Here is a 19466-nt window from a genome sequence, read left to right on the forward strand (position 1 = left end):
GCCGCCCGTCCCAGGACAGCCGGGCTCCCGGCGCCCGGCTGCATGGGAAAATGGTGGTGTGACCGCACGACGTATCGCCTACCAGGGCGAGCCTGGCTCGAACTCCCACTTGGTGTGCAAGCACCACTACCCCGACTGGCATACGGTGCCGTGCGCGTCCTTCGAGGACGTGTTCGCGGTAGTGGAGAACGGCGAGGCCGAGCTGGCGATGATCCCGATCGACAACTCGATCGCCGGCCGGGTCGCCGATATCCACCACTTCCTGCCGACCTCGGACCTGCACATCATCGGCGAGCACTTCCTGCGTATCCAGTTCGACCTGATGGCGCCGCGGGGTGCGACCCTGGACACGATCAAGTCCGTGCACAGCCATGTGCATGCCCTCGGTCAGTGCCGCCGGATCATCCGCGAGCACGGCCTGGTGCCGATGATCGCCGGTGACACCGCCGGCGCCGCGCGCGAGGTGGCCGAGGCGGGCGACCTGACCCAGGCGGCGATCGCGCCGCCGCTCGCGGCGGAGATCTACGGCCTGCACATCCTCGCCCGCGACGTCGAGGACGAGGAGCACAACACCACCCGGTTCGTGGTGCTCAGCCCCAACTTCGTGCAGGCACCGCGCGGCGAGGGCCCGGTGGTCACCTCGTTCGTCTTCAACGTCCGCAACCTGCCGGCCGCGCTCTACAAGGCGCTCGGCGGGTTCGCGACCAACGGCATCAACATGACCAAGCTGGAGAGCTACATGGTCGGCGGCCACTTCGCGGCCACTCAGTTCCTCGCCGAGGTCGACGGGCACCCCGAGGATCCCGGTCTGAAGAACGCGCTGGAGGAGTTGGCGTTCTTCACCACGGACGTGAAGATCCTCGGGGTCTACCCGGCCGACCCGTTCCGCGCCGACTGACGCCGGGGCTGCGGGAAACTTGATCACCTGGAAGGCCGCGTCGGGAAATGCGCAGGGACGGTTTGCGGCCTCAGAGCAGCTTGCGGGGCTCGGCTTGTCGCCACTGATCGTTCCGATGCGGGTGGAGGTGTGGTGACCTGCAAGCGATGACCGTCAGCTGGATGTGGTGTGCACAGTGATCTCTTCGGCCAGGTCGGCTTGCGGGCGCGCGCTGCGCAGTGCGGTCTCGACGCGGCGGTTGCTGGTCATGGTCGCGGTGACGGCGGTCATGGCGAGCAGGAGGCTGGCGGCGGCGTAGAGCGGGGTGCGCAGGTCGTAGGTGGTGGCCAGCCAGCCGCCGAGGACGGCGCCGAAGGGGGCGGCGCACATGGCGAGCATGCGGGAGGTGGAGGCGACGCGGCCCATCAGGTGGGCCGGGACGATGGCCTGCCGGAGGGAGGGCCCGAGCACCATCGTGGCGCCCATGCCCGCCCCGCAGACGGCGAGCGCGAGCCCGGCCACGTACGGGTTCGGGGCGGAGGCGAGCCCCAGGATGGCGAGGCCCTCGATTGTGGCGGTGCAGGTCAGCGCGGTGCCGGTGCCCAGACGCCGGCCGAGTAAGGAGGCGATGCCCGCGCCGAGCAGGCCGCCGGTGGCCTCGGCGGTGAGGAGCAGGCCGAAGCCGAAGGCGCCGACGCCGAGACGTTCGCGGGCGAACAGGGCCAGAACGGTCTCCACCGCGAGGAAGGCGACGTTCCCGACCGCCGGACGGAGCGCGAGCCCGAGCAGCAGCCGGTCCCGGAAGACGTAGGAGGCCCCGGCCCGCGCCTGCCGGAGCAGCGACTCGCGGGCGCTTGCGGCCGGCCGCGGCACGGCGGGCAGCGACCGGACGAGCAGTGCGGACAGCGCGAACGACACCGCGTCGGCGAGCAGCGGAACCGAACGTCCGAGCGCGAGCAGCGCACTGCCCGCAGGTGGCCCGGCGAAGCCGGACGCTGCGGTCTGGGCGCCGCGCAGGCGAGCGTTGGCGCGCTCCAGCTGGGCGGGGTCGCGGCCGAGCAGATCCGGCAGGTACGCCGTGGCCGCCGTGTCGAAGAACAGCCCGCCGAGGGCGAGCAGGAACGCGACGGCCGCCAGCAGCGGGATGCTCAGCACGTCGAGCGCCGCCGCCGCAGCGGGTACGGCGAGCAGCACCGCACGCGCGGCGTCCGTGACCCACATCGTGCGGCGGCGGTCCCAGCGGTCCACCAGCGCACCGCCGAGCACTCCGAACAGCAGCCAGGGCAGTGTCCCGGCGGCCGTGACGACGGCCAGCGCCATCGGATCCCGGGTCAACGTCAATGCCAGCAGCGGCAGCGCGGCATGCGTCACGCCGTCACCGAGCGAGGACACCGTCTGCGCGGTCCACAGTCGCCCGAACCCGGTGGGCAACTTCGCCACATCATTTTTCAGATTCGGGGTCACTTGGCGTCCCCCTCGACCTGCTGGCGCGGAGCCGGCCGGAACAGCGCGAAGACCAGCGACACGTCTGGAAGCGATGGATCAGACAGCGTCCGGTACTCATCCGCCAGTGCCTGCAGCCGCGCCCCCAGCTCCGTGAACTGCTCCTCGGTGAGTCGCAGATGTGCCATTCGTACGTGCCGCTCACCATCCACCGGCGACGCCTCCAGGTCCGCCACCGCATTCCGCAGCAGCACGTCCGGCTGCCCCGGCCCTGGATCCGGCAGCTCGATCGACCGCGCGGCCATCGCGTAGTACCGCTCGGTGACCCCTCTCACTTTCCGCGTCCGCACCACCTTCACCAGGCCGGCCCGCTCGAGTAACCGCACGTGATAGCTGGAACTCCCCTTCGCAAGGCCCACCCGCTGGGCGATCTGCGTGATCGTCGCCGGCTCGAAGCGGAGCGTGGCCATGATCCGGTGACGCGTGAGATTGGAGACGGCGCGTAGCTGCTCGTCATTGGTGACGTGAAACGTCTCGGGGAGATCATCGGTAGGCATGCGGACAATGGTCAACGACTCTTGACCATTGCGCAAGGGGTTAGGCCCTAGCAATATGGCGATGATCTTGCGGATCTACCGAGGTCGAAGCCAACAGGGGTCCCGCATCCCCCATGAGAGCTACCGGAATCGTCCACTCGCTGGTGATTCGTCGGCGCCGTCGCGCTCCTAATGTTTCCGCTGGGTCGCCGACCGTGCGACCACTGTCAACGGAGGTCACCATGAGCACGACAGCCACGCCGGACCACGCACACCAGGGCGGCGGCCGGATGCGGCGGATCGCCCGGTTTCCCCTCACCTGGCTGTTAGTCGGGCTGCTCGGCGTCGGCGCGGTGTCGGCCGTGGCCGCGAGCGGGCCGCCGGTGCTCGCCGTGCTGGGCGCGGGCGCAGCGGTCGCCGTCTACTGGGCGGTCATGCGCTTCGTCGCGGGACGGAGCACGCCGGAGATCGCGAGACGCGGGGCCGGGCGGGAGGCGTTGACCGGCGCCGGGATCGGCCTGGGGTTCGTCCTCGTCTCCGCGCTCCTGATCGCGATCTTCGGCGGTTATTCGTTCACCTGGTCGTCCGGGAACGTCCTGTCGGTCGTGTTCGCGATGGTCGCGGTGTCCGTCGGCGCGGCGGTCACCGAGGAACTGATGTTCCGTGGTCTGGCGCTTCAGGCCCTGGAACGGCTGTTCGGCAGCCGGGCGGCCGTGGCGATCACCGCGTTGGCGTTCGGTGGCATGCACCTGGCCAACCCGGGAGCCACGGGGTGGAGCTCGCTGGCGATCGCCCTTGAGGCGGGTGTCCTGCTCGGTGCCGCGTACCTCTGGCGGCGCAGTATCTGGTTCGTCGCGGGACTCCACTTCGCCTGGAACGCCACCGAGGGGCTGCTCGGCATCCCGGTCTCCGGCCATGTGGCACCCGGGCTGCTGACCACGCACGTCACAGGCCCGGCGCTGCTGACCGGCGGTGAGTTCGGGCTGGAGGCGTCGATCGTGCCCGTCGTGGTGAGCGTGCTGCTCACCGTCCCGATGTTCATCCGTGCCCGCCGGCGCGGCGATCTGGTGCCGATGCGACGTGGCGGCCGTTAAGCTTGCGCGGTGTTCGCGAACGCCACACGTTCTGTCCGCTCCTGGCCAGGCTGGTGGCGAGCCCACCCGATGCCCGCGAAGGACGGTGTGCTCGCGGCGGTGCTCACGCTCCTGGCGTTCGAGCCGACACTGTCCACCATCTCGGCGCAGCTCGGTGACCTGCCCAGGCGCCCGTCGGACGCGCTGGCCGTGACGCTGACCTTGGCTCAGTCCGCGCCGCTGGCGCTGCGCAGCCGATGGCCCGCGGCCGGTCTGGCGGTCATCGGCACCGCCTTCGCCTTTCATCAGGCGCTGTCCTATCCGCCGACGTTCGCCGGCATCGGGCTCTATCTGGCCCTGTACGCCGCCGGAGCCCATCAAGCCCGGTTCCGTCGCGGTCTCGTAGCGGTGTCGACCGCGGGCTATGTCGTGCTGGTGCTCGTGCTGCACAGCCTGGGGTCACCCGATCGAGCCCAGGACTTCCTCGTGTTCTATCTGGCGTTGGTGGTGAGCTGGTTGGCTGGTGCCGGGATGCGCCGGTGGCGGGCTGAAGAGGCCGAGCTCCGGCGGCTCAGCGCGGACGTGGCCACGGCCGCCGAGCGCGCACGTATCGCCCGCGAACTGCATGACGTGGTCACCCACCATGTGACCGCCATGGTGGTGCAGGCCGACGCGGCCCAGTTCCTGATCAGCGGCGCCCCGGATCGCGCCGGGGACGGACTGGCCGCCATCAGCGAGACCGGCCGGCGGGCGCTGACGGAACTCCGGCACCTGCTCGGAGTGCTGGAGGCGACCGGCGATTCGGCGGTCGCGCACCGTACGCCGACGCTGGGCAGGATCGGCGATCTGGTCGAACAGGCCCGGCTGTCCGGCCAGCCCGTCGAGCTGACCGAACACGGAGACCAGCGACCTCAGACCGTCGATGTGGAACTGGCCGCCTACCGGGTGGTGCAGGAGGCACTGACCAACGCGATCAAACACGCGACGGGACGGCCCACGACGGTCACGGTCCACCACCACGACGATCACCTCGCCATCGAGGTGACCACCGACGGACCCGCCGAGGCCGCATCCGTGGTGCCGTCGAGCGGACGAGGCCTGGACGGGCTGCGGGAACGGGTACGCCTGCTCGATGGCGTACTGGTGGCCGCGGCCCGGCCCGGCGGCGGGTTCAGCGTCCGCGCCCACATCCCGTCCAGGAGCAACCCATGACCGACCCGCCGATCCGGGTGCTCATCTGCGAGGACCAGGCGCTGGTACGCGCCGGCTACATCACCATCTTCTCCGCCCAGCCCGACATGGACGTCATCGGGGAGGCCGCGGACGGCCGCGCGGCAGTCGAGGCCGCCCGGCGGCTGCGCCCAGACGTCGTCGTGATGGACATCCGGATGCCCATCCTGGACGGCATCGAGGCCACCCGGCAACTGTCCGGCCCCGACACCGCCAACCCGGCGAAAGTCCTGGTCGTCACCACCTTCAACGTCGACGAGTACGTCTACGAAGCGCTCAAAGCCGGAGCCAGCGGCTTCCTGCTCAAAGACGCGCCACCCGCGGAGCTCGTCAACGGCGTCCGGACCATCGCCCGCGGCGACTCCCTGCTGGCGCCCGCCGTCACCCGTACGCTCATCGGCCACTTCGCCGAACGGCTCCGCCCCGCCGACACCTCGCGCCCGGCCAGGGACGAGATCGTACGAGCGCTGACCCCCCGCGAACTCGAGGTGCTCGAACAGCTCGCCGCCGGTCTGTCGAACGCGGAGATCGCCGCGACGCTGTTCATCACTCCCGAGACCGTGAAGACCTACGTGTCACGGATCCTGATGAAACTCGATCTGCGCGACCGCGTGCAGGCGGTCGTCCTCGCCTACCGGGTGGGGCTGGTGTCCGGCGCGGACTAGCTGACCGGCTTCGACGCCACCGCCATCAGGTGCGCGCTGACCCCCAGCATGGACGGCTCAGACTCGACCAGCCGGATGGCGCGCAGCAGATGCTCCGGCTCTTGGAGTAATTCCTTCAGTCAGCCGGTTCTGGGCGGTGGCGTCGATGATCCACGCGTAGCGGCTGATGACCTCGGCCAGCAGCCGGCCTCCAGGACGCGGCCCACGGTGCTCCTTCACCAGGAGGCCGTCCGCTTGGCCATCTCCTGGAGCATGAACACGCTCGACTCCCGCGCCCGGTCCTCCCAGGCGAAGACGCATGCGGTCATCGTGCCGTCGAAGCCGAGGCGCCCCAGGGTGCCGAAGAATTCGTCCCAGTCGACCTCACCCTGACCGATGTTCAGGTGCTGGTGGACCCGGGCGGTCGACCCCGGCGGGTTGACGATGTAGCGCAGGCCGGATGACCCGCGATGGTCGAAGGAGTCGGCGACGTGCAGGTGGGTGAGCAGATCGCCGGCGTACTCCATGATCTCGGTCATGTTGCCGCCCTGGTGGAAGGTGTGCGGAGCGCAGTAGAGGAACGACACGAGCGGGGAGTTGATCCCCCGCACGACGTCGACGGCGGTCTTGCCGTCCTCGACGAAGTCGTCGGGATGCGGCTCCAGGCGCAGTTCCACTCCCTCGCGCTCGAAGACGGGAAGCAGTTCCTCCATCGACCTCCAGAACATGGCCTCGCTCCGAGACGCCTGCTCGGGACGGCCGTTGAACTCCGAGTTCATGACGTTGCAGCCGAGCTCGACCGTGATCTCGATGGCCCGCTTCCAGTAGCGCACGGCCGCCTGGCGCTCCTCCTCGTCGGGTCCGGACCAGCGGTACAGCGGTAGCACCGAGGCGAGCTTGACATCCGCTGTGGCGAGGGCGGATCTGAAGGCGGCGATGGTGTGGCTGTCGGCCCTTGGGTGCAGGAAGAAGGGCATGAAGTCCTCGCGGGGCGAGAGCTCGATGTGCTCATAGCCCAGCTCCGCGACAAGCGCGGGCAACTCCAGCAGCGGCGTGCGGCGCATCATGTACGGATCAAGAGCGATCTTCATTATCGGGTTCCTCTCAGGTGTAGAGACCGGGCCGCTGGACCAGATCGACGGGGACGGGAGCGCCCGACTCAAGTGAGGCGACAGCGCTTTCCGCGACCGCGGTGGCCGCGTAGCCGTCCCACGCGCTCGGCCCTGCGACGGCACCGGCGAGCAGTCCGCTGATCCACTCCTGCAGCTCCGCCAGGTAGGTCGCGCCGAACCGGACCCGCCAGTCGGCCGGGACCGTCTCGATGCGCCGTCCGTCGCGGATCAACGCGTTGGCGCCCGGGGTCTCCAGTGCCACGACGCCCGCGGACCCCACGACCTCGCAGCGCACGTCGTAGCCGTACTGGCAGTTGACGAACACCTCGACGGTGACCACGCCGCCGCCGGCCAGCTCCAGTAGCACGATCTGCGGGTCGCGCAGGTGGGCCGCGGCCAGCGGGCTCGGCTTGGTGGCGACGACCGTGGTGCGCACGATCTCCTGGCCGAACAGCCAGCGGGTGGTGTCGATCTCATGGATGACCGAATCGGTCATCGCCATCGAACTGGTGAAGGAATCGGGCACGACGGCGTTGCGGTGGACCATGTGGGCGAGGAGCGCCTCGCCGATGGTGCCGTCGTCGATCGCGTCCTTGACGACCTGGTAACCGGGGTCGTAGCGGCGCATGAAGCCGATCTGGATCAGCCGTCGGCCGGATGAGACCTCGGCTTCGACGACCTTGAGGCAATCCGCCGTCGTGGTGGCGAGCGGCTTCTCGCACAGCACGGGCTTGCCCGCCGCGATGCAGGCCAGGACCTGCTCGGCGTGGAGATCGCCGGGCGAGGCGATGACCACCGCGTCGACCATGGGATCCTCGATGACCTCCAGCGCGGTCGCGCGCGTCACGGCGCCCGCCCCCGCGGCGACCCGCTCCGCGCGGGCGATGTCGACGTCGAACACGGCGGCGACCTTCGACCCGACGACCTGGGACGCCAGACGTGTCACGTGGTCGGTCCCGATGTTGCCGGTCCCGATGACACCGACCTTGATTGCCACCTTGGCTCCTTGCGTGTTCGAGTTCGTGGAGAGATGCCGGTCAGGTACGCGGTCCGAGGCCGCAACCGTTGAAGTACTTCCGGGTGCGGGTCGCGATGGGGAACGGAGTGTCCGGCGGGCACGGATAGAGGTCCTGCTCGACGATCGCGAACAGGTCGGCGTCCAGCCGGCCGAGCTCGGCCAGCAGCGGCTCCATGTCGGGAACACCGGTGGGAGGCTCGATCATGGCTCCACGGCGGACGGCCTCGGCGAAGCACAGGTCCTCGTCGCGGACCTGCCGGACGATCTCGGGGTCCACCTGCTTGAGGTGCACGTAGCCGATCCGCTCGGGGAACGCCCGGATGATCTCGATGTTGTCCCCGCCGCAGTAGGAGATGTGGCCGGTGTCGAGGCAGAGCGAGACGAATTCGGGGTCGGTGTCCTCCAGGAACCGCAGCACGCGCTCCTGGGTGTCGACATGGCTGTCGGCGTGCGGGTGGAAGACCAGCTCCACGTCGGTTTCCTCGCGGAGCACGCGAGCCAGCTCGGACATCCCCGAGGTGAGGTCCTTCCACTGGCCGGGTGTCAGGTCCACCGGCTGCGTGAGCTTTCCGTCCAGGTCGGTGTAGCCCTCGGGCAGCGAGACCAGGTGTTTCGCGCCGAGCGCGGTGAGCAGCCCGGCCTCCGCGCGGCACTCCTGGATGGCGTCCTTCAGTGCCTCCCGGCCGCGGTGGAGACCGGAGAAGACCGCGCCGCCCGACAGCCGCAGACCGCGTCGGCCGAGCTCGTCGCGGAGCCGCTCGGGATCTGTCGGCAGGTAGCCGTACGGGCCGAGTTCGATCCAGCGGTAACCGGCGGCTGCCACTTCGTCGAGAAAGCGGTCCCAGGGAACCTGGTTCGGGTCATCGGGGAACCATACGCCCCAGGAATCGGGGGCCGTGCCCAGCCGGATCCGGGACAGGGGGCTGGTGTCGGCGGCAGTGCTCAACATCATCTCCAAAGGTGGGAAAGCGAATCGGTGATCAGGTGAGCGACTGGCGGAAGCGCTGCAGTCCGAGCTCTCCCTCGACCACGGCGGCGGTGAGCTCCTTGACAGAGGTCTGCTCGCGAGTGGTGTCGAGGATCTTGCGTCCGTGGTTCATCACGATGTGCCGGTCACACACCTCGTAGGCATGGTGGAGGTTGTGCGTGACCAGCACCGAGCTGACGCCCTCGCCCTTGAGCCGGGTGAGGTAGGCCAGCAGGGCTTCGGTGGCACGGACAGCGAGTGCGCTGGTGGGCTCGTCGAGAATGAGCAGGCTGCGCTTGAAGTGCACGGCCCGGGCGATCGCCACCGCCTGCTGCTGCCCCCCGGAGAGCGAGCCGACCAGCTGGCGGGGACTCTTGATGCCCTCGATGGTCACGACGCTGTCGAGGATGTCCGCGGCGATGCGGTCCATCTTGCGCAGCCTCATCAGGCCAAGGGCGTTGGTGAGCTCGCGTCCCATGAAGATGTTGCGGGTGATGGTGAGCGACGGGACCAGCGCGGAGTCCTGGAAGATCGTCTCGACGCCGAGCTTCTCGGTCTCCTGACGGGTCGGCGCCGCCAGCTTCTTCCCCCGCCAGGCGTAGTCTCCCCCGTCCGCCTTGACGACACCAGACATGATCTTGACCAGCGTGGACTTGCCGGCGCCGTTGTCGCCCAGCAGTCCGACCACCTCACCCTTGCGGATCTGGAAGCCGACGCCGTTGAGGCAGACGTTCGGTCCGTATCGCTTGGTGATGCCGGACAGCTCAAGGAGGACCTCTCCGGTCGGCTCCGGGGCGGTGGTGGACACGTCCGCTCCGTTCTGGCCGGAGGGCGCCGACACGCTCATTCCGCTTTCCCTTCGATGAGGCGGTTGAAGACGGCGGCGAAAACGATGATCGCGCCGATGAACAGGTTGAGGTAGAAGCCCGGGGCCCCGGAGAGCAGCAGGATGTCCTGCAGAACGAGGATGAGTGCCGCACCGAGCACCATGCCGAGGACGCTCCCCTTGCCGCCGCGCAGCGATACGCCGCCGACGACGGCTGCGGCGATGGCCTGCAGCTCCATGCCACGGCCGGTGCCGGGCTGGACGGACTGCGTCCGCACCGCGACCAGGATCGAGGCGAGTGCCACGCACAGCCCGAGGATTCCGAAGGCGACCAACTTGATGCGCGTCGGGTTGATGGATATCGCACGAGCCGCGGACTCGTTGCCGCCGACGGCGAAGATGTGGTTGCCGAGCTTGTGCCGGTGCATGAGCACCCAGAAGAACACCGCGACCAGGACCAGCCATACGACCTGACCTCGGAAGGGGCCCACCTGCCCGGCGAAGATGGTCTGCAGGGTCTCGCCGCGCTGCATGCGTGCGGCCGAGCTGCCGTTGTAGAACAGCGCGGCACCGTCCCAGAACAGCATCATGCCCAAGGTGACGATGAACGACGGGATCTTGAATCTGGTCACGATCACGCCGTTGAGCAGCGCTATGCCGGTGCCGATCGCGAAGGTCACGACGAAGGCGCCGAGTACGTTGCCATCGGAGTACCAATGGATGAAGACAAGCGCGCAGAAGGTGAAGTTCATCCCTAGCGAAAGGTCGAACTCGCCCGCGATCATCAGCACGCCCGCGCCGATCGCCAGGATCGCCAGCACAGGGATCGACTGGCTCAGCACGTTGAAGTTGGCCCCGGAGAGGTAGGGGAAGCTGTCCGGGGCCATCAGGTAGGCGACGACGCAACCGATCTGCACCAGTACGAAGATGATGCCGATCTCGAGTGCGCCGCGGCCGCGTATCAGCCGCAGCCATCCGCCGAACTGCTCACTGCGGCCTTTCGGGACGTAGTCCGTCATGGTGCGCTTCACCGGGGCGGTCAGCTCCGCCCCGGCGGGCGCCGCCGCCAGATCATGTTCCTCCATGGTCCCGCCCAAGGTCGGCGACGGCGCTCCGTCGCTGGTCGGTCTGCTCATGTTTGGCTCTCCCCTATCCGTCGCGGAGGTGACTGGTGGGCGGCCCACCCCTCAGGCAAGCTGCCGATCCGATCAGCGGATCTTGCCTGCCAACTGCTCGACGACCGCGACGTTGGACTTGTCCACCAGGCCGCTGCCACCGGAGTTGATGGTCGCGGGGCTGAGGCCGAAGTCGAGATGCAGCGCCAGTTGCGCCACGGTCTGGAAACCCTGGACATAGGGCTGCTGGTCCGCGGCGGCGAGGATGGCCCCGCTCTTGATTCCGTCGATGACCGGCTTGGACAGGTCGAAGCCGACCACCGGGACCTTGACCCCGACGTCCGACATCGCCGCCTCGACGTTGCGATGCGGGGTGCCGCCCAGCGGCACGATCGCCGCGGTGTTCTTGTGACCGAGCAGGTACTGGCTCATCTTGTCCAGGGCTCCCGCGTCGTCGATGCCGGTCGCCACCATCTCGGTCTTCGCGCCGATGGCGTCCAGAGCCTTCTGGACCCCGGCGTTGCGCTGGATGGCGTAAACCTGTTCGGGGAACTCGACCGGGGTGAAGACCTTGGCTCCGCGTGGGAGCTTCGCTTCGGCGATCAGGCGCTGCCCCAGGAGGTATCCGGCCTCCTCGAAGTTCTGGCCGACGAAGCCGGAGGTGCACGCGGCGACCTCGCCCTGCTGCGTGATGTTGTACGCGAGCACCGAGATGCCGGCCTTCGAGGCCGCGCAGACGTTCTCGGTGTAGCGCTTCGGGTCGTCGATCACCGCCGCGATGGCGGCGGGTTTGTCAGCGACGGCACTGCCGATGAGGTCGTTGTACTTCGACGGGTCGCCCTGGCTGGTCTGCAGGTTCAGATCGATGTTGAACAGCTGGGCCGCGTCCTTGGCGCCCTGCGAGATGGTGCCCCAGAAGGAGTCACCGGGATCCTGGGAGAGCAGGAACGTGATCTTGCGATTCTTGGCCCTGCTGCCGAGCCCGGACTGCAACCCTGCCGCCGAGGCGGCCTTCGCGGTCTCTGCGGACTGCGTGTTCTGTGCGGCGCCCGAACCATTCGAGCAGCTCGCCAGGGCGAGAGCGATGATCGGGGCGAGCACTAGAGCGCGCCAGTTTGTGACATGCCAGCTGGTCGGGGATCTGCGAATGTGCGGCACTGGGTTCTACCTCTCCCGGGGAGTGACCACGGTGGCGGGCTGGAACGGGCCCTTGGTGCGTTCGGCCGGCATCGGAACCGGCCTCGCTTCGAGCGATGTAACCTGCGGAGGAAGTGCCCTGTCAATAGGATGTCTTGACATTTTGCTTGGAAAATTTGTCCTGACATAAGGACATGCTGAGAACCTGACTAAAAAACGTCGACATGCCCTAGATGGCCTGGTCGATGGCTAGCCCATCGAACGTCCGGCCGCCTCGACGGCCCGTTCGCCGCGCGAGCTAGGGTCCGGCGAGCTGCGTGGTGTCCCCGTGGCCGAGTCGACGGAGGGGCATCGCGGCACGTGCGACCACGCCGCCGTTCGCCGGGGTTTCGGGATGATCCTTCTTGCCGATCAAGTAGTCCAACGAGGTATCGGCGACTCGCGAGGCTTCATGTCTTCATCCGATGTCACATTGAGCGCGCTCTACTAGCGCGCTCTAGTGGCTGTTACTATGAACTCGGTCACACCGAATGTCAACAGCTTGCAACAAGGCGTGCACACCGGAAAAGGGTTGGTGTTGGAGCAAACGGGGTCATCTGCTGCAAGGGTCTCGACGCGCACCAAGCGACCCACCATGGCGGATGTCGCGGCACGGGTGGGCGTATCACGGGCGCTGGTCTCACTCGTGTTCCGCAATGAGCCGGGGGCGAGCAAGGAGACGCGCGACCGGGTCCTCCGCGCCGCCGACGAACTCGGCTACCGCCCGGACAACGCGGCGCGGCTCCTCGCCCGCAATCGCAGCATGGTCCTTGGCGTGATGATCAACGTGCGCAACGCCTTCCATGCCGACCTCGTCGAGGCGATCTACGCGGAGGCGGAACGGCTCGGCTACGAAGTCCTGCTCAGCGCGCTCGGCCCGGCTCGCAACGAGCGGAAGGTCGTGGAGGCGTTGCTGGGCCACCGCTGCGAGGCATTGATCCTGCTCGGCCCGAACGCCGAGGCCGCGTATCTCGCCGAGGTGGGAGAGCACACCCCCACGGTTGTCGTGGGACGCCGGGTTTCGGGTGCCGGCGTCGACAGCGTCCACACCGCCGAGAACAAGGGCATACGTCAGGCCGTTGATCACTTGGTGGGCCTCGGCCATCGCGCCATCGTCCACATCGACGGTGGCAACGGCCCGGGGTCCGCCGAACGCCGCCGCGCGTACCGCGCCGCCATGCGCGGACACGGGCTGGAGAAAGAGATCCGGGTGCTTCCGGGGGATCACACCGAGGAGTCCGGGGTGAAAGCCGGAGAGACCTTACGGCACGATCACCAGTTGCCGACCGCCGTGCTGGCCGGCAACGACCGGTGCGCCATGGGCCTCATGCACGCGCTCAGCCGCGCGGGTGTCAACATCCCGAAAGACATCTCGGTGGTCGGTTACGACGACAGCCACATAGCTCATCTGTCTCACATCGACCTCACCACCGTGCGTCAGGACGCCGAGCAGATGGCCCAGCTTGCCGTACGCTCCGCGGTAGAACGTCTGGACGACAACCGGCTCCCCTCCCGCGAGCTCATCCTCGATGCCCGGCTCGTCGTCCGAGGCACCACCGCTCCACCGCACGCTTGACCGCGCGCCGCGGCGACGCCCTCGCCTCTGGTAAGTGCACGCCGAGCGGATGAGCCGGAGGGGGTGGCCCATCCGCTCGGCGGGTCTGTGCGTCACCGTGCCGCGTAGGCGCGGATGACTTCCTGGGAGACGGTGTTGCCGTCGACGTCGGAGGCGTTGAGCCGCAGTGAGACGAAGCCCGACGGGCGCGGCTCCAGCGTGGCCTCGTAGTTCGTGCCGCCCTTCGCGCGCAGGCGGGCCGCCCGCCAGGTGGCGCCGTCGTCGTAGGACACCTCCAGCGACACCTCCTTCACCGCGCTCGACGCCGCCCCCTCCTGCCGGTAGAGGGACACGCCGAGCTTGGCCGAGCGGGCCCGGTTCTTCAGGTCGACGGGCGCGTCGATCCCGGCCAGGAGCAGCGGGATCACCGTGGTCGCGGCGGCCGAGCGCTCCGAGCCGAACGTCCACACCGACCGGATACGCGTCGACAGCTTCGCCCAGGTGGCCTCGTTGCGGACGTCGTACTCGATCCGGTACGCCGACTTCTCCGCCGGCAGCGTCACCGTGCCCGAAGGCAGGTAGGCGGTCTGCTGGAGCAGCTTGTCGCCCTGGTAGAGGCGGAAATCAGTCTTCATGCCGTGCTCGAACGGGCTGGTGTAGGCGTCGCCGTAGTTGCCGTCCGCGTCGATGAAGCCCTCCATGGAGACGCGCAGCTTGTCGCCCTCCCTGCGCAGCGGGTTGCGCGGGTTGACGCCCGGCAGCAGCGGCTGCTTGAACCAGGTCCGCTCCACCCGCTCGCCCGCCTCGTAGCTGCGGAACTCCGGCGACGACAGGGCCATGCGCGGGGTGTCCACGTGCGGCCACATCGTGTTGTAGAACCGCTCAGGGCTGCCCGCCGAGGCGCTCCAGCGCAGGTCGGGGTCGGGGGTGAAGTATTGAACCTGGGTACGCGGCGTCTTGGCCAGCGGCCGGTTGGTGGAGATCGAGGAGGTGTCCCACGGCTCGAAGACGAACCGCGCCTCGTTCACCGTCACGTCGTCGGCGAGCTGGCTGTGATAGCCCGACTCGACGCGGGCCAGCGACTTGTCGCGCACCACGTACCGCAGCGAGTCCGGCACCCGGCCCTTCTCGCGCAGGTACAGGTCGTAGGTGTAGGGGCTGGCCACGATCCCCTTGGCCAGGACGGGCACGGGCAGCCGCCGCAGCCGTTCGACCAGTTTCAGGCCCTCCTCCTGCGTCAGCCGCACGGTCGGGACCGTGAGCTTGACGCCGGTGCCGCCCGAGGTGATGTCCGCCCCCGGGTGGTCGCTGTAGATCGCCACCATCCTGGCTCCCGCGGCGGCGGCAGCGTTGGACTGGGTGGAGACCGGCACGCCGTCGGTACGGCGGATGACCGCCAGTTTGCCGCGCAGGTCGCGGGCCTTGATCTCCTCGGCCGTGCCGCGCCCGGCGTCCACCGCCAGGAACAGCTCGGTGCCGTCCAGCTTCGGATACTCCGTGGCGTAGTCGCTGAAGGAGACCGGGTCGTAGTACTGGGGGTTCAGGGCGAGGCCCGGAGCCGTCAGGGTGATCGCGGGTGCCTCCAGCCGCCAGCGGGTGGCGACGGTGAAGGTGCCCTTGGTGACCTTCCTGGTCGGCTGGATGAACAGCCGCTCCTCGATCTGCCCGCCGGGTGAGATGTTGGTACCGCCGCGCAGGGCCGTGCCCTTCTCGCCGGCGCGGTACCAGGCGAGCTGCGCCGCGGCGCCCATGTTCCGCTTGGTCTTGTGGTCAGGGGTCTCGATGGCGACCTCGACCGCCTTGCGGGCGTCGAGTACGACCTCGGTGTTCTCGGTGATCTTCATCTCGGGGTCGCCGACGAGGCTCTCGTTCAGCGGCTTGCCCGTCGCCGTGCTGTCCTGCGTGGCGGGCATGGTGAAGATGTGGCCGAGCACGGAGTAGGTGCCGGGCTTGACCAGCAGGCAGGTGCCGGTGCCGGACTTCTGCTCGGTGCACGGCTGGGCCGGGTCGCCGGGCAGGAGGCGTCCGACCAGCGTGCCCTCGTCCAGGTTCAGCACCGTGAATCCGCCGCGCGCGTTGCGGCCGTCCCTGGCGACCCCGCGTACCCTCAGCTCGACGCGCCGCTGCTGCTCGACGCTCGCGGTCAGCAGGGTCCGTACGGTGGCGCCGCCGGGAACGCTCGCCGACAGTTCCTCCCGCAGCAGGCCGGGCGTCGCGGCCTTGAGGGTCACCTTCACCTCGGCCTGCCCGGCGCCGGGCACGGTCACCTCGCCGGGCTCGGCGGTGAACGGGCCGGCGCCCTTCAGGTCCAGCTCGACGGGGTCCTTGCCGAGGTTGCGATACTTCACCGTGACGCTCTTGGCGGCGCCTTCCACGAGGTCGCCGAAGTTCACCGAACCAGCCGAGGTAACGACCGCGCCCTTCAGCGCCACGGCCACGTCGATCCGGCCCGTGCCCCGCGCGTCCGCGGGCGTGCCCGGCGTGGGCTTGGCGGTCCCCATCAGCAAGGACTTCAGCTCGGGTCCCGTGAGGTCGGGGCGGGCCTGCCGCAGCAGCGCCGCGGCGCCCGCGACGTGCGGGGTGGCCATCGAGGTGCCCGACATCGTGACGTACCCACCGCCCGACTTCGCGGCGGTGATCTCCACGCCCGGCGCGGTGACATCCGGCTTGACCGAGTGGTCCGCGGCGATCGGGCCCCTGCTGGAGAAGGTGGCCAGCTTGTCGTCGTGGTCCACCGCGCCGACGGTCAGCGCGTCGGCGGAGTCGCCGGGGGCCCCGACGCAGCCGTCACAGCCGTCGTTGCCCGCCGCCACCACGAACAACGTGCCGTACTGCTGGGAGAGCCGCGACACGGCCGAGGTGAGCGGCCCGCCCGCGACGCGGCTGCCCAGGCTCATGTTGACGATCTGGGCGTGCTTCTCCCCCGCCGCCCACTCCATGCCGTCGATGATCCACGAGAGCTGGCCGGTGCCGTCGCCGCCCAGCACCCTGCCGTTGAGCAGGCCGGCGCCGGGCGCCACGCCCTTGCGGCGGCCGTCCGACGCGGCGCCGGAGCCCGCGATGGTGCTCGCCACGTGGGTGCCGTGGCCGTGGGGGTCGCCGGTCACGTTCTCGCCGGTGAAGTCGCGCTGGTCGGCGACCTTTCCGGCCAGGTCGGTGTGGGTGGCGTCGATGCCGGTGTCGAGTACGGCCACGGTCGTGCCCGTGCCGTCGAAGCCCGCCGCCCACGCCTCGGGCGCGCCGATCTGCGGCACGCTGTTCTCCAGCACCGGCTCCACCTTGCGGTCGAGCCAGATCTTCGACACCCCCGCCAGCGGGCTCGCCGTACGGGCTGCGGTTCCGGCGGCGAGCCCGGCCAGCGCGGCTCCGAAACGGGCCGCGTCATGGGTGGCGAGTGACACTCCCGCGCCGCCGATGCTCTCCAGGGTGCGGAGCTGCTTGACGGCCGGGAGGGCGGTTTTGGCGACGTTGCCGTCATAGGTCAGGATGAGCGGGAGCGCGGTGTCGTATCCGTCCTCGGCCAGCTCCGACACGTTGAACAGCTCGGCGTCGAGACGCTGCGGGACCAGGGCGGCGACGTCGTCGGGGATGACGGTCAGCGCACCGTCCGCCTCCAGCACCTGGAAGTTCGGCACGGAGCCGTCCGCGCGCGGGGCCGGGGTGATCGTCACCGCCTGGTGGCCGCCGTCGACGGCGCGTACCTGCACCTGGTCGCCGGTGATGAGCGTGATCTCACCGCCGGTCGTACCCCGAACCAGCCCGGAGGCCGCCACCCCGGTGCCGGGCACCGACAGCGCGGAGACGGCCAGCACCGCCGCGACGGTGGCCACCGCCTTTCGCCCACGCGGCATTGACGACCTCCAGTGAATCGGTAAGAGAAGCTACCGAATTCCTAGTGGTCATGATCTGGGATTGTCTACGTGAAAAGGGTGGCTAGATCCAGACGTGTCGTGAACCCGCCATGGCTGAGGGCCGGCTAACGAGAGCTGAGGTACTCTCGGGACTTTGACCCCCCGAAAAGGAGACGCCTGACCTTGTCCGAGTCCTTGAAAGCCGACTGCGAAAGCTGCTTCGGGCTGTGCTGCGTGGCGCTGCCCTTCTCCGCCTCGGCCGACTTCGCGATCGACAAGGACGCCGGACAGCCGTGCCCCAACCTGGAGACGGACTTCCGCTGCGGTATCCACCGCGACCTGCGGAAGCGCGGTTTCCCGGGCTGCACGGTCTACGACTGCTTCGGCGCGGGTCAGAAGGTCTCCCAGGTCACTTTCAGCGGGCGGGACTGGCGGCAGGCTCCGGAGACGGCCACCCAGATGTTCGCGGTGTTCCCGGTCGTGCGGCAGCTCCACGAGCTGATGTGGTACCTGACCGAGGCGCTGACCCTCGCCCCGGCCCGCGAGCTCCACGACGAACTCCGCGCCGCCCTCGACGAGACCGGACGGCTCAGCCGCGGCGACGCCGACGACCTCCTGGTCCTGGACGTGCCCGCGCACCGGCAGGCCGTCAACACGCTGCTGCTGCGGACGAGCGAACTCGCACGCGCCGGATCCCCGCGCCGCAAGAACCGCAGGGGCGCCGACCTCATCGGAGCCAAGCTCAAGGGCGCCGACCTCATCGGAGCCAAGCTCAAGGGCGCCGACCTGCGGGCCGCCGACCTCAGAGGGGCCTACCTCATCGGCGCCGACCTCAGGGGAGCCGACCTGCGGCTGGCCGACCTGATCGGCGCCGACCTGCGAGGCACCGAACTCGGCGGAGCCGACCTCACCGGCAGCATCTTCCTCACCCAGCCGCAGCTCAACGCGGCCAAGGGCGACGGCGCCACGAAGCTGTCGCCCACCCTCACCCGCCCGGCCCACTGGTCGGCCCCCGACCGGCCACGGCGGGCAACCCGCTAGCGTCCCAGCCGAACCCGATGGCGCCTCATCGGCGCCTTCTACGGCGTAGAGTGACTTCTACAGTGTAGAAAACGGAGGCTATGGTGCAGACAGTGAAGGTTCCCGGGGCGCGGCTGTACACCGAGATCGCCGGCGAAGGCCCGCCCTTGCTGCTGGTCTCCGGCGGCGGCGGAGACGCCGGCATGTACGAGGACGCGGTGCCCCCGCTGGCCGAGCGGTTCACAGTGATCACGTTCGACCGGCGGGGCAACTCACGCAGCCCGCTGGTGGAACCGGACGCGTCCCTCACGGTGTCTCGGCAGGCGGCCGACGTGGTCGCCATCCTGGATCACTATGGCATCGACCGTGCCTTCGTCTTCGGCAACAGCGCCGGGGCGATCATCACGGTGGAGCTCCTGATCCGCCACGCCGACCGGCTGCGCGGCGCGGTCGTCCACGAACCGCCACTGGTCGGAGTCCTGCCCGATGGCCGGGACAGTCCCGAGCAGCGCGCCTTCGACGAGTTGGCCGGCATCGCCGAGCGGGAGGGGCCCATGCAGGGGTTCGCCGCGTTCTCGGTCATGACCCTGCCCAAGGCGCCGCGGCTGTTCACCAACCCGACCGGGCGGGCCGTGACCGCCGGCGCTCTGCGGGTGGCGATGGGCGGCGCCGCGCTGGCCCGCAGGGTGACCGGCCGCCGGCCGAGCGGGATGTTCCGGCTCATGGGCAACGTCGACATCCTGCTCACCCGCGAGCTACCCGTATTCATGTCCTACCAGCCCGACCTGAAGGCCCTGGAGACGGTCACGATCCCGTGGTGCCTGGCCACCGGCCACGACAGCGTGGGCCGCCCCTACTACCGGCCCGCGCACGTCCTGAGCGAGCGCTTCGGGGTGCCGTGCCAGGAGTTCCCCGGCGGGCACACCCCGTACCAGACTCACCCACGGGAGTTCGCCGACCTCCTCACCACGATCCTGGACGGCTTCGACCACCCGAAGACCTGACGCCAGGCGGGGGGCCGAG

The 19466-nt window shown here is 69.2% G+C and carries 16 protein-coding genes; 7 read left to right on the plus strand and 9 right to left on the minus strand.

Features of this window, described 5'->3' with window-relative positions; translation table 11 throughout:
• Positions 1 to 58: 58 nt before the first annotated feature.
• Complete coding sequence (locus AB0B91_RS42995; protein ID WP_358333190.1) at positions 59 to 898, plus strand: prephenate dehydratase; 840 nt, start codon at positions 59 to 61, stop codon at positions 896 to 898.
• Between the two features lie 153 nt (positions 899 to 1051).
• On the opposite strand, the gene AB0B91_RS43000 is transcribed toward AB0B91_RS42995, so the two are convergent.
• Together AB0B91_RS43000 and AB0B91_RS43005 are read right to left on the minus strand one after the other, a co-directional pair.
• Positions 1052 to 2317, minus strand: a complete 1266-nt coding sequence (locus AB0B91_RS43000; RefSeq protein WP_358333193.1) for an MFS transporter — start codon at positions 2315 to 2317, stop codon at positions 1052 to 1054.
• Between the two features lie 20 nt (positions 2318 to 2337).
• The gene (locus AB0B91_RS43005; protein ID WP_358333196.1) at positions 2338 to 2877 is read right to left on the minus strand and encodes a helix-turn-helix domain-containing protein; all 540 of its coding nucleotides are present in this window, start codon (positions 2875 to 2877) and stop codon (positions 2338 to 2340) included.
• Between the two features lie 221 nt (positions 2878 to 3098).
• Between AB0B91_RS43005 and AB0B91_RS43010 the strand changes: the two genes are divergently transcribed.
• The 3 genes from AB0B91_RS43010 to AB0B91_RS43020 all read left to right on the plus strand — a co-directional run bounded on the left by AB0B91_RS43010 (position 3099) and on the right by AB0B91_RS43020 (position 5824).
• Complete coding sequence (locus AB0B91_RS43010; RefSeq protein WP_358333199.1) at positions 3099 to 3950, plus strand: CPBP family intramembrane glutamic endopeptidase; 852 nt, start codon at positions 3099 to 3101, stop codon at positions 3948 to 3950.
• A gap of 69 nt (positions 3951 to 4019) precedes the next feature.
• A complete protein-coding gene (locus AB0B91_RS43015) occupies positions 4020 to 5141 on the plus strand; it encodes a histidine kinase (protein ID WP_358333202.1) in 1122 nt (373 codons plus the stop codon).
• A complete protein-coding gene (locus AB0B91_RS43020; protein WP_358333205.1) occupies positions 5138 to 5824 on the plus strand; it encodes a response regulator transcription factor in 687 nt (228 codons plus the stop codon). Before AB0B91_RS43015 ends, AB0B91_RS43020 begins: the two co-directional genes overlap by 4 nt.
• 215 nt (positions 5825 to 6039) lie before the next feature.
• On the opposite strand, the gene AB0B91_RS43025 is transcribed toward AB0B91_RS43020, so the two are convergent.
• From AB0B91_RS43025 to AB0B91_RS43050, 6 genes are all read right to left on the minus strand, one after another.
• On the minus strand, positions 6040 to 6894 hold the full coding sequence (locus AB0B91_RS43025) for a sugar phosphate isomerase/epimerase (protein WP_358333208.1): 855 nt from the start codon (positions 6892 to 6894) through the stop codon (positions 6040 to 6042).
• A gap of 13 nt (positions 6895 to 6907) precedes the next feature.
• Complete coding sequence (locus AB0B91_RS43030; RefSeq protein WP_358333211.1) at positions 6908 to 7912, minus strand: Gfo/Idh/MocA family oxidoreductase; 1005 nt, start codon at positions 7910 to 7912, stop codon at positions 6908 to 6910.
• A gap of 40 nt (positions 7913 to 7952) precedes the next feature.
• A complete protein-coding gene (locus AB0B91_RS43035) occupies positions 7953 to 8885 on the minus strand; it encodes a TIM barrel protein (protein WP_358333214.1) in 933 nt (310 codons plus the stop codon).
• Between the two features lie 28 nt (positions 8886 to 8913).
• A complete protein-coding gene (locus tag AB0B91_RS43040; protein ID WP_358333217.1) occupies positions 8914 to 9747 on the minus strand; it encodes an ATP-binding cassette domain-containing protein in 834 nt (277 codons plus the stop codon).
• Positions 9744 to 10862: an ABC transporter permease gene (locus AB0B91_RS43045; protein ID WP_358333220.1), complete on the minus strand. Its 1119-nt coding sequence runs from the start codon at positions 10860 to 10862 to the stop codon at positions 9744 to 9746. The genes AB0B91_RS43040 and AB0B91_RS43045 overlap by 4 nt, the downstream gene beginning before the upstream one ends.
• A gap of 72 nt (positions 10863 to 10934) precedes the next feature.
• Positions 10935 to 11942, minus strand: a complete 1008-nt coding sequence (locus AB0B91_RS43050) for a substrate-binding domain-containing protein (RefSeq protein ID WP_358333223.1) — start codon at positions 11940 to 11942, stop codon at positions 10935 to 10937.
• Between the two features lie 547 nt (positions 11943 to 12489).
• On the opposite strand from AB0B91_RS43050, the gene AB0B91_RS43055 reads away from it, so the two are divergent.
• Positions 12490 to 13593, plus strand: coding sequence for a LacI family DNA-binding transcriptional regulator (locus AB0B91_RS43055; RefSeq protein ID WP_358333226.1), 1104 nt, complete (start codon positions 12490 to 12492; stop codon positions 13591 to 13593).
• Positions 13594 to 13685: 92 nt separating this feature from the next.
• Here AB0B91_RS43055 and AB0B91_RS43060 read toward each other — a convergent pair whose 3' ends face one another.
• Positions 13686 to 17423 (minus strand): S8 family serine peptidase, encoded by a 3738-nt coding sequence (locus AB0B91_RS43060; RefSeq protein ID WP_358333229.1) that lies wholly within the window; start codon positions 17421 to 17423, stop codon positions 13686 to 13688.
• A 183-nt stretch (positions 17424 to 17606) separates the two neighbouring features.
• Here AB0B91_RS43060 and AB0B91_RS43065 point away from each other — a divergent pair, with 183 nt between their 5' ends.
• Together AB0B91_RS43065 and AB0B91_RS43070 are read left to right on the plus strand one after the other, a co-directional pair.
• On the plus strand, positions 17607 to 18464 hold the full coding sequence (locus AB0B91_RS43065; protein ID WP_358333234.1) for a pentapeptide repeat-containing protein: 858 nt from the start codon (positions 17607 to 17609) through the stop codon (positions 18462 to 18464).
• A 92-nt stretch (positions 18465 to 18556) separates the two neighbouring features.
• Positions 18557 to 19447: an alpha/beta hydrolase gene (locus AB0B91_RS43070; protein ID WP_358333236.1), complete on the plus strand. Its 891-nt coding sequence runs from the start codon at positions 18557 to 18559 to the stop codon at positions 19445 to 19447.
• Positions 19448 to 19466: the final 19 nt, after the last annotated feature.

Origin of the sequence: Nonomuraea sp. NPDC049141, from assembly GCF_040648415.1 — a bacterium.
In the GTDB taxonomy this organism is placed as follows: domain Bacteria; phylum Actinomycetota; class Actinomycetes; order Streptosporangiales; family Streptosporangiaceae; genus Nonomuraea.

Coding starts and splice junctions, on each gene's coding strand:
- AB0B91_RS43040 (WP_358333217.1), bottom strand. CDS start 9,747: ATGAGCGTGTCGGCGCCCTCCGGCCAGAACGGAGCGGACGTGTCCACC.
- AB0B91_RS43055 (WP_358333226.1), top strand. CDS start 12,490: ATGAACTCGGTCACACCGAATGTCAACAGCTTGCAACAAGGCGTGCAC.
- AB0B91_RS43015 (WP_358333202.1), top strand. CDS start 4,020: ATGCCCGCGAAGGACGGTGTGCTCGCGGCGGTGCTCACGCTCCTGGCG.
- AB0B91_RS43045 (WP_358333220.1), bottom strand. CDS start 10,862: ATGAGCAGACCGACCAGCGACGGAGCGCCGTCGCCGACCTTGGGCGGG.
- AB0B91_RS43020 (WP_358333205.1), top strand. CDS start 5,138: ATGACCGACCCGCCGATCCGGGTGCTCATCTGCGAGGACCAGGCGCTG.
- AB0B91_RS43025 (WP_358333208.1), bottom strand. CDS start 6,894: ATGAAGATCGCTCTTGATCCGTACATGATGCGCCGCACGCCGCTGCTG.
- AB0B91_RS43010 (WP_358333199.1), top strand. CDS start 3,099: ATGAGCACGACAGCCACGCCGGACCACGCACACCAGGGCGGCGGCCGG.
- AB0B91_RS43060 (WP_358333229.1), bottom strand. CDS start 17,423: ATGCCGCGTGGGCGAAAGGCGGTGGCCACCGTCGCGGCGGTGCTGGCC.
- AB0B91_RS43005 (WP_358333196.1), bottom strand. CDS start 2,877: ATGCCTACCGATGATCTCCCCGAGACGTTTCACGTCACCAATGACGAG.
- AB0B91_RS43035 (WP_358333214.1), bottom strand. CDS start 8,885: ATGATGTTGAGCACTGCCGCCGACACCAGCCCCCTGTCCCGGATCCGG.